Origin of the sequence: Cedecea neteri, from assembly GCF_000758305.1 — a bacterium.
GTDB lineage: Bacteria > Pseudomonadota > Gammaproteobacteria > Enterobacterales > Enterobacteriaceae > Cedecea > Cedecea neteri_C.
Map to the genome: position 1 here is coordinate 3,085,757 of NZ_CP009458.1, position 12,768 is coordinate 3,098,524.

Annotated in this window: 12 protein-coding genes; 9 read left to right on the top strand and 3 right to left on the bottom strand. The window is 49.9% G+C overall.

The features are described 5' to 3' along the window. Positions 1-70: 70 nt before the first annotated feature. The gene (locus tag LH23_RS14515; RefSeq protein ID WP_039292451.1) at positions 71-895 is read left to right on the top strand and encodes a CPBP family intramembrane glutamic endopeptidase; all 825 of its coding nucleotides are present in this window, start codon (positions 71-73) and stop codon (positions 893-895) included. A gap of 134 nt (positions 896-1,029) precedes the next feature. Next, positions 1,030-1,542 carry a DUF4823 domain-containing protein gene (locus LH23_RS14520; protein WP_039292452.1) on the top strand — a complete coding sequence of 171 codons (513 nt, stop codon included), beginning with the start codon at positions 1,030-1,032 and terminating at the stop codon, positions 1,540-1,542. A gap of 78 nt (positions 1,543-1,620) precedes the next feature. Here the strand turns inward: LH23_RS14520 and LH23_RS14525 are convergent, their stop codons facing one another. Continuing rightward, the gene (locus LH23_RS14525) at positions 1,621-3,261 is read right to left on the bottom strand and encodes an ABC1 kinase family protein (RefSeq protein WP_039292455.1); all 1,641 of its coding nucleotides are present in this window, start codon (positions 3,259-3,261) and stop codon (positions 1,621-1,623) included. 63 nt (positions 3,262-3,324) lie between these two features. Between LH23_RS14525 and LH23_RS24000 the strand changes: the two genes are divergently transcribed. Beyond that, complete coding sequence (locus tag LH23_RS24000) at positions 3,325-4,392, top strand: hypothetical protein (RefSeq protein WP_156108042.1); 1,068 nt, start codon at positions 3,325-3,327, stop codon at positions 4,390-4,392. 70 nt (positions 4,393-4,462) lie between these two features. Here the strand turns inward: LH23_RS24000 and LH23_RS14530 are convergent, their stop codons facing one another. Beyond that, positions 4,463-5,524, bottom strand: coding sequence for an acyltransferase family protein (locus tag LH23_RS14530; RefSeq protein WP_039292462.1), 1,062 nt, complete (start codon positions 5,522-5,524; stop codon positions 4,463-4,465). Positions 5,525-5,897: 373 nt separating this feature from the next. Then, on the bottom strand, positions 5,898-6,359 hold the full coding sequence (locus tag LH23_RS24440) for an SGNH/GDSL hydrolase family protein (RefSeq protein WP_081946098.1): 462 nt from the start codon (positions 6,357-6,359) through the stop codon (positions 5,898-5,900). Between the two features lie 819 nt (positions 6,360-7,178). Between LH23_RS24440 and sufA the strand changes: the two genes are divergently transcribed. The 6 genes from sufA to sufE are packed head-to-tail and all read left to right on the top strand — an operon-like array spanning position 7,179 to position 12,700. After that, positions 7,179-7,547: a Fe-S cluster assembly scaffold SufA gene (gene sufA, locus LH23_RS14540; RefSeq protein ID WP_039292468.1), complete on the top strand. Its 369-nt coding sequence runs from the start codon at positions 7,179-7,181 to the stop codon at positions 7,545-7,547. A gap of 8 nt (positions 7,548-7,555) precedes the next feature. Continuing rightward, complete coding sequence (sufB, locus tag LH23_RS14545; RefSeq protein ID WP_008456512.1) at positions 7,556-9,037, top strand: Fe-S cluster assembly protein SufB; 1,482 nt, start codon at positions 7,556-7,558, stop codon at positions 9,035-9,037. A 16-nt stretch (positions 9,038-9,053) separates the two neighbouring features. After that, positions 9,054-9,800, top strand: coding sequence for a Fe-S cluster assembly ATPase SufC (gene sufC, locus LH23_RS14550; RefSeq protein WP_008456510.1), 747 nt, complete (start codon positions 9,054-9,056; stop codon positions 9,798-9,800). Further along, the gene (sufD, locus tag LH23_RS14555; protein ID WP_039292469.1) at positions 9,775-11,055 is read left to right on the top strand and encodes a Fe-S cluster assembly protein SufD; all 1,281 of its coding nucleotides are present in this window, start codon (positions 9,775-9,777) and stop codon (positions 11,053-11,055) included. The genes sufC and sufD overlap by 26 nt, the downstream gene beginning before the upstream one ends. Next, positions 11,052-12,272 (top strand): cysteine desulfurase SufS, encoded by a 1,221-nt coding sequence (gene sufS / locus LH23_RS14560; RefSeq protein ID WP_039292470.1) that lies wholly within the window; start codon positions 11,052-11,054, stop codon positions 12,270-12,272. The genes sufD and sufS overlap by 4 nt, the downstream gene beginning before the upstream one ends. Before the next feature lie 11 nt (positions 12,273-12,283). Beyond that, entirely contained in the window at positions 12,284-12,700 is a 417-nt protein-coding gene (gene sufE / locus LH23_RS14565) for a cysteine desulfuration protein SufE (RefSeq protein WP_039292471.1), read from the top strand. The last annotated feature ends 68 nt before the right edge of the window (positions 12,701-12,768 follow it).

Genomic DNA, 12,768 nt, shown 5'->3' on the forward strand with positions numbered 1-12,768 from the left:
AAACTATATATCCACAACACATTTTGCTAAAAAGCCTTCCTCCGGATATTTTCAGGCTTAAGGAAAAACGATGTGGATATTGCTGGCAGCCGCCTTACTGGTTTTACAATTTAATAAAAAGATTTCCCTGGGATTGCTACTCGCGACCGTACTATGGGGTGCCGTTGATGGCGTACTCGACTGGCGGGCACTGGCTTCACTGGCGGTAATCGCCGTGCTTGCCGTCGCTTATTTAAAAGCCGCAAACGGAAAGCCCGTTCGTTACGTGCTTGAGTTTTTGCTGGTCGCCGCCTCGGTAGCGCTGACTATCCATGTTATTCCTGGTTTCCATAATCCAAAGGTGCTGGACTCGGTGAGTGCCGGGCCGCAAAGCGCGCCTTTCTCGATGTATTACAATTTCGACAAAGCGCTGGTGCCGTTTATTTTGCTGGTGGTAATGAAATCGCTGTTTGTCAGCGAGCCGAAGTCCCGGCCTGCTAAGTTCGGGTGGATCCTGCTGGTTGCGTTGATCCCAGGGCTATTGTTATTGGCGGTAGCGTTGGGTGGCTTAAAGATTGAGCCTCATTCCCCGCAGTGGCTGGTGCAGTTCCTGTTCGCGAATATTTTCTTTGTTTCCCTGGCGGAAGAAGCGTTATTTCGAGGTTATCTCCAGCAGCGTTTATCCGGCTTTATGCCTCCGGTTATGGCACTGATTATTTCAGCTGTGATATTCGGCGGGCTGCATTTTGCCGGTGGACCGCTGCTGATTATTTTTGCCGCGCTGGCGGGGCTTATTTACGGCCTGGCGTGGATGTGGAGCGGACGACTGTGGGTTGCCGTGGCATTTCACGTCGGGCTGAATATGGCCCATTTATTGCTGTTTACCTATCCGGTGCTGCAGCATACTGTGCATTAATTTGTCGCGGTAATAGGCTGGCAAGCCTTGTTACTAGCTATTACCGCGATAATGCTTGTTTTATTGATATATATTTAAGTTAAACATCAACAACGTTGTTACTATCGCCCGCTTTGAAACGATAAGGAATGATAATGAAGCGGTTTTTGTTTATTATTACTGTTGTATTGCTTACTGGTTGTTCTGCTAAATACAGTACCAATAATGTTCAAAAGAGCACTGAGCTTTTAGTCAACAATTTACCCGTTGCGGTAGCAAAACCCGCTGACGGCGTTTATGAAACCCGGAGCTACGCAGGGTCTGGCGATACCACTGCAGCAGTTGTTAAAGCAGCAATTTTGCGCCACTCCGATAATGTAAGCGTATATTCTGATTGCGAAGATCTGATGTGTTTAAAAGACAAGCATATGATGAACCGTGGCTACTATGTGGTTCCACAGATTCTTCATTGGGAAGACAGGGCTACGCAATGGTCAGGTATTCCAGATAGAATAGAAATCAAAATTTCAGTTTACAATGCTGAGTCCAATGCAATAGTTGCATCGACCATTATTACCGGGAAAAGTAAATGGGCCACATTTGGTGGCGATCATCCTCAGGATCTTTTACCTGTCCCAATTAATGCCTGGATTGCAAGCCTGTATTAAATTGCCACTGACAAAAGAATTAAGCTCCGTGCCAGCGGAGCTTGTACTGCCATTCTACATAATTCCACCTCTGTGTAATTATTGTCTTAACAGCCGAAATACCAGCCATATGCTCCCTGTAATGGCGCACAACAAGCCGAGCACCGGGAAAAATGGGATGCCAAACAGCATCCAGTTCAGCCCGAACAGCCACGGCGCGATTGCCATCGTCAGAGCGGATAAAACAAGGGCCAGCGCCAGCGTAGAAGCCGCACGTTCAAGCGACTTTCCAAGCTGGTTAATATTCTCTACGTTAATGTCCGCGTGCAATTTGCCGTGACGAAGCCTTTGCATCACCAGGCGGAGGGTCTGTGGCAACGAATCACCTCCCTCAAGAAGCTGGTTGCCGAGTTTAAGCAGGCGTCTGCGGCTCCCGAGGCGGGTATAGCGCTTTAACAGCTCCCGCTTAATCACCGGACGAAGAATGCGAAGGATGTCAAACTGCGGATCCATTCTCAGCAATACGCCGTCCGCGGTGATCAGCGCCTTAAACAACAAAACCAAATCCGGCGGCAGCGCCAGCTGGAATTCCCGGACGGTGGAAAGCATATCGGTCAGCGCTTTTCCCAGCTGTAGCGGGAGGTTACCCTGTTTTTGCAGGAAATAGCTGGCCGCCAGCTCTAATTCGGTAAGTTCTAATGCCTCCTTTCCACTCCAGGCGATGAGGGCATCGACAATGCCGCTGGCGTCATGCTCGCTGATGGCATAAATCAGCGACAACAGCTCGTCGCGCCGCGCCTCGCTCAGGCTTCCCACCATGCCGAAATCAATAAAACCGACCCGGTTACCCGCCAGGGCCATGACATTACCGGGATGAGGATCTGCGTGGTAAGTCCTCAGTTCAAAGAGCATATTGATAAACGCCGTCGCGCCTTTACGTGCCAACAATGGGCCGTCAAATCCTGCGGTGGCAAGCTGCTGGCCGTCAACCGGCGCCATACCGGGCAAAAAGGCCTGCACCATCAATGTGGGATGACACCAGTCCCAATAAATCCTGGGGATGACAATATCGTCGTTGTCGGCGAAAAACTGATAAATCTTTTCCCCGTTGGCCGCCTCATGGCAAAAATCCAGTTCCTGATTCAGAGCGTTTTCCAGATAACGCACCAGCATCACTGGCTGAAAGCGCGCGAGCGCCACGCTCTGCTGGGCCAGGCTTTCTGCCAGATAACGTAATAAACGCAGGTCGGCTTTGAGGGTTGTTTCAATCCCTGGGCGCTGAATTTTGACGATAACCTCGTCGCCGTTTTTCAGCGTGGCCCGGTGAATTTGCGCTATAGAGCCACTGGCTAGCGGGGTTTCATCAAAGGTGGTGAAAACCTCAGCAGGTGAAGCCCCGAGTGTCGCCACAACGCTCGGTTCAAGCTGCGGCCAGGGCAGAGGGCTGGCGCTCGAATTCAACTGGCTAAGCGCTTCCGTCCAGGCGGGTTCAAGCAGGTCGCTGCGAGTCGAGAGGATTTGCCCGAGCTTAACGAACGTCGGGCCCAGTTCTTCCAGCGCCGCGCACAGGCGCTGCGGCATCGGCAAAGCATCGTGTTGGCTGCCGCCACGTATTTTGTCATGCAGCGAGGACAGGCCCAGCAAGCGCACAATGTCCTGCAATCCATAGCGGAGAAAAACGCCGGTGATTTCCTGCAGCCTCACGCGATCGCGGGCGGTGACCATAATCATTTTTAGCATCAGGCTAAGCTCCCTTTTCTTTATCAGGAGGATAGTTGATAAATCAGAACAGGGAGTTTCGCCGTGGAATGTCTGAAAATTACTGGTACTTTTCGTGGTGAGTTTCGCATTCAGTGCGTTTCCAATCACATAAATAGATATTCTCATTATTACGAGAAAACAAGCAGATTAGTTTCGCCAGTAACTTTGGTTCCTGATGGTGCTCATCCAGCAACAGAAGGTTACAAAATGTCAGGCCGGAACATGGCCATACCTCTTGTTAGTGCACACGTATTGCGTAAAGCATGGGATAAGGCAGGATTAGCTAACTCCACTTATTACGATAATATTACTAACTCAAGACAGTATCAAACTACAGGAACGCCATTCAATAGATTCCAGGGGGGGTTATCAGGAATAAGAGTTTCAGCAAAAACAGGGGTGAATATGGCTGTTATTTTGGATGCTCCAACTGATGATACGGTTATGGCAGTATATGGTCTCCAATGGATATCAGGGACTATTAGTGAACTGTACGAGAATGGCTCTGCCGCAGGTGAGGAATTTGGTGGGCAAATAAACCAGTACAACAATATTACAACTACTGACTGGGAAGCATGCTATATACCTCCTCGTTGTAAGCTATATGCTGGACTGCATGTTATTGGAATCCTTTCTGACACTTCACTTGCAGGTGCAGGTGCAGGTGCAGGTGGGGAAGGATTTTCGATTAGTGGTCTAGGCTTAGTTCCGCGCATAGATATCGGAACCGGAATGGCTGACTCAACTGAGTTACGAAATTACAATGTGGTATGTACAAACTCTGAGATCGTTTTTGACCTTCCACTTTTTTCAATAGGCACTAATTTTACTCTGAAAGGATGCTCCAATAACATTTCTGTAATAAATTTAGAGTGGAATGGAACTGGAGCAGCATTAAACCTGACCACCACATCAGGAGGGACTTACCAAATTTCGCCGTCTGTAACTCCAGCAGTATACAGGGTGAGAATGAAATTTAATTCCGACAAAACAATTTCTGTAAACATTGGTAGTGCTTCAGCTGTCATTATCCCTGCCAGTCCATCACCATGGCCAAACATGTATGTCGGAACTCTTAGTCAAACATTCACTATAAGGTATTTGAGTTAACTGTATTACAAGAACCGCCCACCATGGACTATTTTAATTTATCCGATCCATGTGTGGGTGGTGCAGAAGTCTAAAGGTATTTAGTCAGGTTCTTACCAAGTCGGATAAATGTAACTTCGATGTATCTAAATATTAAATTAGAAATAGCAATAGCAACGCCTGCCGCAATTATGAAGTACGTAAGACTAGAGCTTGGGTTTATATTTAAAGGAGTTAAAATATAATACTTCAAGGCGAAGAACGTTATGATGTGTGAAAGGTAAAGTGAGTAAGATATATCACCAAGTCTATCTAGTATGGTAATTTTAGGAAGTAAACCTGAGCGTTCAAATGAAAGCCCTGAAATGACGATGCACACACCTGCAATTCCATAATTTAATGGGCCATGATAGCTTGATACATCGAATGCAAACAGCAATATAAATGCAGAGAATGTTGCACACGATAGTAAAATATATATTATTTTACTTAGTTTTAATTTTGTGATGATAACTGAAATTGCGATGCCATAAACAAACTCAACTAACATTGGCGATGCAAGTAATTTGAATATACCTTGTGAATACATTGTTTGAGATGAAAAATCTAAAGCGACATGTTTATTTGATATGAGTTGCAGAATGACAACAAAAAATAAGATTGCTGCAGATGCTAAAAGACCTCTTTTGGTATGCGAGAAGCATATTGCAATAACAAAGATAGAGTAAAATAAAAGTTCATACGTTAGCGTCCATGCCGGATAAAGGAAGTTATATCCGAAGAATGGGGCTGGAGCGTCAAAGTTCAGAGGAATAAACATCAATCCCTTTACTAGATCAACGGGCTGTGGTGTCCCTGGCGCAATGGAGATGAAAGCAAGAACGCAAAATAGAAACACAGGATAAATTCTGAACGCTCGCCTTATAACGAACGTAAGTGGTTTGCTGTGCTCTCTCTTCAGTGTTGATTGATGGATAATAAACCCACTTATTATGAAGAATAAGTCAACACCAAAAATACCATGTGAGAATAGTTTTGAACCGATATCCGGTAAACCAAATGCGCCATTTAAATCTTCTTTGAGATGAGTGAAGACAACCATCAGCGCTGCAATCCCTCTCAAATACTGGATGCTATGAAAACGTTCCTGCATTGCGTAACTTCCTGAAAAAAATATACCGAATCATAGCAGCATGATGCTGGCGATCAAGCAAACATCTCAAATCGCTGCCAAACCTGCAGTGGTAGCTACTTGCATAACGGTTGCGAAGTTTCGAATGAAAGATAAATTTTGGTGGGTTTTTCTTACTCTTTTTGTCCATCTTTGATGTTAGAGTGACATCCCGGCGGATACTTAATGGTGTGAATGTTGATGATTCCTGGCGCGACACCTGAACCTTGTTGAAGTCTTCGCTTCGGTAGTGTGAGATATTGTCCACGCTCGGCATGGCTTACAGTGTAAAGAGTGAGCTTAAAACTGTTCTAATCTGTATTAAACCCGCACCGGCAGGTTTTTTAGCTGCATATCAGTAACGAGCTCTGTAATAGAGATTATAAGGGAAATTAGCCATCTTTTTGTTAATCTCCCTTTTCCATAATGTAAAACCTAATGCGTTAGGGTGTACGCCATCTGCAATTGTGTATTTCAAATCAATACCATCTTTACCGATCATACCTTTAGGTAATGGTATGACTTGGCAATTCTTATATTGAGAACAAGTCTTATAAATCATGCGATTTGCAGCACCAAAATCAGATGAGATGAAAGGGTACTTTAAACGATTTGGAACGAATGTTTCCATAACGTAGAGTTGTTTGGTTCGGGGGGGCGCGTAATCAATTATGGCGCCAATCTCGTCTACCAGATCCCAACCAGACTCTCCCTGCAAGAAATTGTTTGCACCTACAGATATCAATAACCCATCATACTTATCAATATGTGTTTCTTTAATCCTCTTAAGTACGCCATGTACAGTATCACCTCCGATTCCAAGGTTAACTTAGCTAATTTGCAATTTGTTTGGGTTAAGACCTTGAACGATAGAGTCACCAAAAAAAAGATAATTTTTGGTTGAGGCTTGAGATAGCCGCATTTTATTTATTTTGTTTGTTATGCCGAAAAAACTGATGTGCTTTCATCAATATGATATTGCGACTCTGCCATGGATATGGATGGAATAAGCGCAAGTATTAATACTAATTTTTTCACAATACCCCCTTTTAAGCAGGTTGCAGATTTTATCAGTTATGATGAGAGCGGTCGAGGATTGGGCGCGGATAACTCAGTTCGCGAAATGTTGCGAATGAGTAACAAAACTAGCTCAAAATAACCCAAGCAGTGGATGGTACAGAGCCGTCTTGCGCTAATGCTTTGTTATGTTGTTTTACGAGAGGGATTTTAGGGGCACTATGGGGGCATTTTCATGCCTGGGGGCAGGATTGGGGACACAAAAAAGGCTCTATTTGTCCTTGTTTGTCTTAAAGAGGAATTTTCTAACTTATTGTTCTGCTTCTAAGTACCTGTTTTTAGCCTTTTCGAGCTGCCAATCACATAAATAGATATTTTCTATGCATCTTTTGCCTTGCCCGGCTCAGCCGTTTTTCATCTTTGATATTTCCTTTTACACCAGTGGGTTAAACAGCTCTTTTCGCTATCTGCAAGAGTTTCATGACGGTCTATCCTTAGTAAAGACGCCTAAAAAACCAGCGTTTCGCGAATACCCCTGTTTTCATAACGTTGTATTGATAATTGTTATCATTAACATAAGGGTATCGGCCTTCGGGCGCAGAGAATAATGAGGTGAAGAATGGATGTGCAAACCGGTTCCTTTGATCCCAATGATTTTGCCTGGCAGGGGCTAACCCTGACCCCGGCCGCCAGCGCGCATATCCGCGATCTGGCCGCAAAACAACCCGAACTCAAGGGCATCCGCCTGAGTATCAAACAGACAGGCTGTGCTGGCTTTGGCTACGTGCTGGACACGGTTACCGAGCCGAAGCCGGACGATCTGGTCTATGAGTTTGACGGCGCGCGCCTGTGGGTGCCGCTCTCCGCCATGCCTTTTATCGACGGCACGGAAGTGGATTACGTGCGTGAAGGCCTGAATCAGATCTTTAAATTTAATAACCCGAAAGCGCAGCACGAGTGCGGCTGCGGCGAAAGCTTTGGGGTATAGGCGGTACTATGTCTCGTAATACTGAAGCAACTGACGATGTCAAAACCTGGACCGGCAACCTCAATTATAAAGAGGGCTTTTTCACCGAGCTGCAAACTGAGCAGCTGGCGAAGGGCATAAATGAAGAGGTGGTTCGGGCAATCTCTGCCCGTCGTAACGAACCCGAATGGATGCTGGAGTTTCGTCTCAACGCCTTCCATGCATGGCTAAAAATGGAAGAGCCGCACTGGCTCAAGGCGAATTACGACAAGTTGAACTACCAGGATTACAGCTATTACTCAGCGCCTTCCTGCGGGAGCTGCGACGATACCTGTGCCTCACAGCCCGGCGCGGTTCAGCAGCCGCCTAACGCCTTCCTGACTAACGAAGTCGAAGACGCGTTTAAGCAACTGGGCGTGCCGGTTCGCGAAGGCAGCGAAGTGGCGGTTGACGCCATTTTTGACTCCGTGTCCGTCGCAACCACTTACCGCGAAAAACTCTCTGAACAGGGCATTATTTTTTGCTCCTTTGGCGAGGCCATTCACGATTACCCGGAGCTGGTCAAAAAATACTTGGGTACTGTCGTGCCGTCAAACGACAACTTCTTCGCAGCGCTTAACGCCGCGGTGGCCTCTGACGGCACCTTTATTTACATCCCGAAAGGCGTACGTTGCCCGATGGAGCTGTCCACTTATTTCCGTATCAACGCGGAAAAAACCGGTCAGTTCGAACGCACTATTTTAGTGGCGGATGAAGGCAGCTACGTGAGCTACATCGAAGGTTGTTCCGCGCCGGTGCGCGATAGCTACCAGCTCCACGCCGCCGTGGTGGAAGTGATTATTCATCGCGATGCGGAAGTGAAGTACTCCACGGTGCAAAACTGGTTCCCGGGGGATAACAACACCGGCGGCATCCTGAACTTCGTCACCAAACGCGCCCTGTGTGAAGGTGAGAACAGCAAAATGTCGTGGACGCAGTCGGAAACCGGCTCCGCCATCACCTGGAAGTACCCGAGCGTGATCCTGCGTGGCGATAACTCCATCGGTGAATTCTTCTCCGTGGCGCTGACCTCCGGCCATCAGCAGGCGGACACCGGCACCAAAATGATCCACATCGGCAAGAACACCAAATCGACGATCATTTCGAAAGGGATCTCCGCCGGTCATAGCCAGAACAGCTATCGTGGCCTGGTGAAAATCATGCCTACCGCGACCAACGCCCGCAATTTCACCCAGTGCGACTCGATGTTGATCGGGCCGGACAGCGGGGCGCACACCTTCCCGTACGTGGAGTGCCGCAACAATACGGCACAGCTGGAGCACGAAGCCACCACGTCGCGCATTGGTGAAGATCAGCTGTTCTACTGCCTGCAGCGTGGGATCAGCGAAGATGACGCCATCTCGATGATCGTCAACGGGTTCTGCAAAGACGTGTTCTCAGAGTTACCGCTCGAATTCGCGGTGGAAGCACAAAAATTATTAGCCATCAGCCTCGAACACAGCGTCGGTTAAGGATTAAGGGAAAATTATGTTAAGCATTAAAGATTTACAGGTCAGCGTTGAGGATAAAGAGATCCTGCGTGGCTTAAACCTCGAAGTGAAGCCGGGCGAAGTCCACGCCATCATGGGGCCAAACGGCTCCGGCAAAAGTACCTTATCCGCGACGCTTGCCGGGCGCGAAGACTATGAGGTGACCGGCGGTTCGGTACAGTTCAACGGCAAAGACTTGCTGGAGCTGTCGCCGGAAGACCGCTCCGGCGAAGGTATTTTTATGGCCTTCCAGTACCCGGTGGAAATTCCCGGCGTCAGCAACCAGTTCTTCCTGCAAACCGCGCTGAACGCGGTGCGGGAATACCGGGGCCTTGAGTCGCTGGATCGCTTTGATTTTCAGGATCTGATGGAAGAGAAAATCAAGCTGCTGCAAATGCCGGAAGATTTGCTGACTCGTTCGGTGAACGTTGGCTTCTCGGGCGGTGAGAAAAAGCGCAACGACATTCTGCAAATGGCGGTGCTGGAGCCCGAGCTGTGTATTCTCGATGAAACCGACTCCGGGCTGGATATTGATGCCCTGAAAATTGTTGCCGAAGGCGTTAACTCGCTGCGTGACGGCAAGCGTTCATTTATCGTGGTCACCCACTACCAGCGTATCCTCGATTACATCAAGCCGGACTTTGTTCACGTGCTGTATCAGGGGCGCATCGTTAAATCTGGCGATTTCAGCCTGGTGAAACAACTGGAGGAGCAGGGTTATGGCTGGCTTACCGAACAGCAGTAACGGCAACGCGCTCCAGCAGTGGCATCATCTGTTTGAAGCTCAGGGAACCGGCCGCTCGCAGGTGGCCCAGCAGCATATGCAGCAGCTCCTGCGCCTGGGGTTACCGACGCGCAAGCATGAAAACTGGAAATACACGCCGCTCGACGGGTTGCTGAACAACCAGTTTGTCTTTGCGCCTGAGTTGCCTTTAAGTGCACAGCAGCGGGACGAACTTGCTCTGCCGGTCGATGCGCTGCGGCTGGTGTTTGTTGACGGGCGTTTTAGCTCCGAACTGAGTGATAACATCGCCGACAGCGGTTTTGTGATTAGTATCGACGATAACCGCCAGACGCTGCCCGCGCCTGTTCAGGGCGAAGTATTTCTGCACCTGACCGAAAGCCTGGCGGAGACCGTGACGCGTATCCGCGTGGCGCGTAATACGCAGCCTGAAAAAGCGCTGTTGCTAATGCACGTCACACGCGGCAGCACCGCGCAGGAGATGACAACGGCGCATTATCGTCACCATCTGATTCTTGAGCAAGGCGCTCAGGCCACGGTGATTGAGCACTTCGTCAGCCTTGACGAGGCGGCGCATTTTACCGGCTCGCGGTTTACCGCCGAAGTGGCCGCCAACGCGCAGCTTAGCCACTACAAGCTGGCGTTTGAAAATGCCGCCAGCTACCACTTTGCGCACAACGACCTGCTGATTGAGCAGGACTCGACGGTGAGCAGCAACAGCTTCCTGTTGGGGGCTGCGGTGCTGCGCCACAATACCAGCACGCAGCTCAATGGCGAAAACAACCAGCTGCATATCAACAGCCTGGCGCTGCCGGTAAATAACGAAGTGTGCGACACCCGAACCTGGCTTGAGCACAACAAGGGCTACTGCAACAGCCGCCAGCTGCATAAAACCATCGTGCGTGATAAGGGCCGGGCGGTGTTTAACGGCATGATCAAAGTGGCTCAGCACGCGATTAAAACCGACGGGCAGATGACCAACAACAACCTGTTGCTTGGTCGCCTGGCGGAAGTGGACACCAAGCCACAGCTTGAAATCTACGCTGATGACGTGAAGTGCAGCCATGGCGCGACCATTGGGCGCATTGATGACGAGCAGATGTTCTACTTGCGCTCCCGCGGTATCAGCGAACAGGCTGCGCAGCAGATGATAATCTTCGCCTTTGCCGCAGAGCTTACCGAAAGTATTCGCGACGAGGCCTTAAAACAGCAGGTGCTGGCGCGTATCGCTCAGCGCTTTGCAGGGGGCGAGGCATGAGTTTTTCCATTGAGCAGGTCAGGGCCGATTTCCCGATTCTGAGCCGCGAGGTCAACGGTCAACCGCTGGCTTATCTGGACAGCGCGGCCAGTGCCCAGAAACCTCAGTTTGTCATCGACGCCGAGCTTGAGTTCTATCGAAATGGTTATGCCGCAGTGCACCGTGGCATCCACACTCTGAGTGCGGAAGCGACCACCCTGATGGAAAACGTGCGTAGTCAGGCGGCACGATTCATCAACGCGGCGAAACCGGAAGAAATTGTCTTTGTGCGTGGCACCACCGAGGGGATAAACCTCGTGGCCAATAGCTGGGGTAACGCTAATGTCCAGGCCGGGGATAACATCATCATCAGCGCCATGGAACACCACGCTAACATCGTGCCGTGGCAGATGCTGTGTGAGCGTACCGGTGCAGAACTGCGCGTTATTCCGCTGAATCAGGACGGCACGCTGCAGCTTGATGTCTTCCCGACGCTGATTGACGAGCGCACAAAACTGCTGGCGATTGCCCACGTTTCTAACGTGCTCGGCACCGAAAACCCGGTGAAGGACATGATCGCTACCGCACATCAGGCGGGCGTCAAAGTGCTGGTGGATGGCGCTCAGGCGGTGATGCACCACGTCACGGATGTTGCGGCGCTGGACTGCGACTTTTATCTTTTCTCCGGGCACAAGATTTACGGGCCAACGGGGATTGGCGTGTTGTATGTGAAAGAAAGCATCCTGAAGGATATGCCGCCGTGGGAAGGCGGTGGGTCGATGATTGCTACCGTCAGCCTGACGGCAGGGACGACTTACGCCGCAGCCCCATGGCGCTTTGAAGCCGGGACGCCAAACACGGCTGGGATCATCGGCCTTGGGGCAGCGCTGAGCTACGTTGAAAGGCTGGGCATGGACGCGATTGGCGAGTATGAACGCAACCTGATGCGCTATGCTCAAAACGCGCTGCAGGCCGTGCCAGATCTTACCGTATATGGCCCGGCAGAACGCCGTGGCGTGCTCGCGTTTAATCTCGGGAAACACCATGCCTATGACGTCGGCAGCTTCCTCGACAACTACGGCATTGCGGTTCGCACCGGACACCATTGCGCCATGCCGCTGATGGCGTTCTACAGCGTGCCGGCCATGTGCCGCGCCTCCTTTGCCATGTACAATACCGAACAAGAAGTGGATCGCCTGGTCGCCGGCCTGCAGCGTATCCACAGCCTGTTAGGATAACGGAGACGGTCATGGCCACGCTGCCGGATAAAGACAAACTGCTAAAAAACTTCAGCCGCTGCGCGAACTGGGAAGAGAAGTATCTCTACATCATTGAACTGGGCAGCCGCCTGCCGGAACTGGCGGCGGAGCAGCATAAGCCGGAGCATATTATTCAGGGCTGCCAGAGCCAGGTATGGATAGTCATGCACCAGCAGCCCGACGGGGTGATTACGCTTGAGGGCGACAGCGATGCCGCTATCGTTAAGGGGCTGATCGCCATCGTATTTATTCTCTATCAGCAGATGACGCCGCAGGATATCGTGGCGTTTGACGTGCGCCCGTGGTTTGAAAAAATGGCGCTCGCTCAGCATCTGACGCCGTCCCGCTCTCAGGGGCTGGAAGCGATGATTCGCGCAATTCGCAACCAAGCCTCCAATCTCATTTAAGTTAGCTAAACTTAATCATACCTATGGTCCTGTTTTGCGAGGCGGTTTTCTGCCTCGCTTGTCTTTCA

Excerpts from the sequence above, each read along its gene's own strand:
- LH23_RS14515 (WP_039292451.1), top strand. The coding sequence starts at position 71 with ATGTGGATATTGCTGGCAGCCGCCTTACTGGTTTTACAATTTAATAAA.
- LH23_RS14520 (WP_039292452.1), top strand. The coding sequence starts at position 1,030 with ATGAAGCGGTTTTTGTTTATTATTACTGTTGTATTGCTTACTGGTTGT.
- LH23_RS14525 (WP_039292455.1), bottom strand. The coding sequence starts at position 3,261 with ATGCTAAAAATGATTATGGTCACCGCCCGCGATCGCGTGAGGCTGCAG.
- LH23_RS14530 (WP_039292462.1), bottom strand. The coding sequence starts at position 5,524 with ATGCAGGAACGTTTTCATAGCATCCAGTATTTGAGAGGGATTGCAGCG.
- sufA (WP_039292468.1), top strand. The coding sequence starts at position 7,179 with ATGGATGTGCAAACCGGTTCCTTTGATCCCAATGATTTTGCCTGGCAG.
- sufB (WP_008456512.1), top strand. The coding sequence starts at position 7,556 with ATGTCTCGTAATACTGAAGCAACTGACGATGTCAAAACCTGGACCGGC.
- sufC (WP_008456510.1), top strand. The coding sequence starts at position 9,054 with ATGTTAAGCATTAAAGATTTACAGGTCAGCGTTGAGGATAAAGAGATC.
- sufD (WP_039292469.1), top strand. The coding sequence starts at position 9,775 with ATGGCTGGCTTACCGAACAGCAGTAACGGCAACGCGCTCCAGCAGTGG.
- sufS (WP_039292470.1), top strand. The coding sequence starts at position 11,052 with ATGAGTTTTTCCATTGAGCAGGTCAGGGCCGATTTCCCGATTCTGAGC.
- sufE (WP_039292471.1), top strand. The coding sequence starts at position 12,284 with ATGGCCACGCTGCCGGATAAAGACAAACTGCTAAAAAACTTCAGCCGC.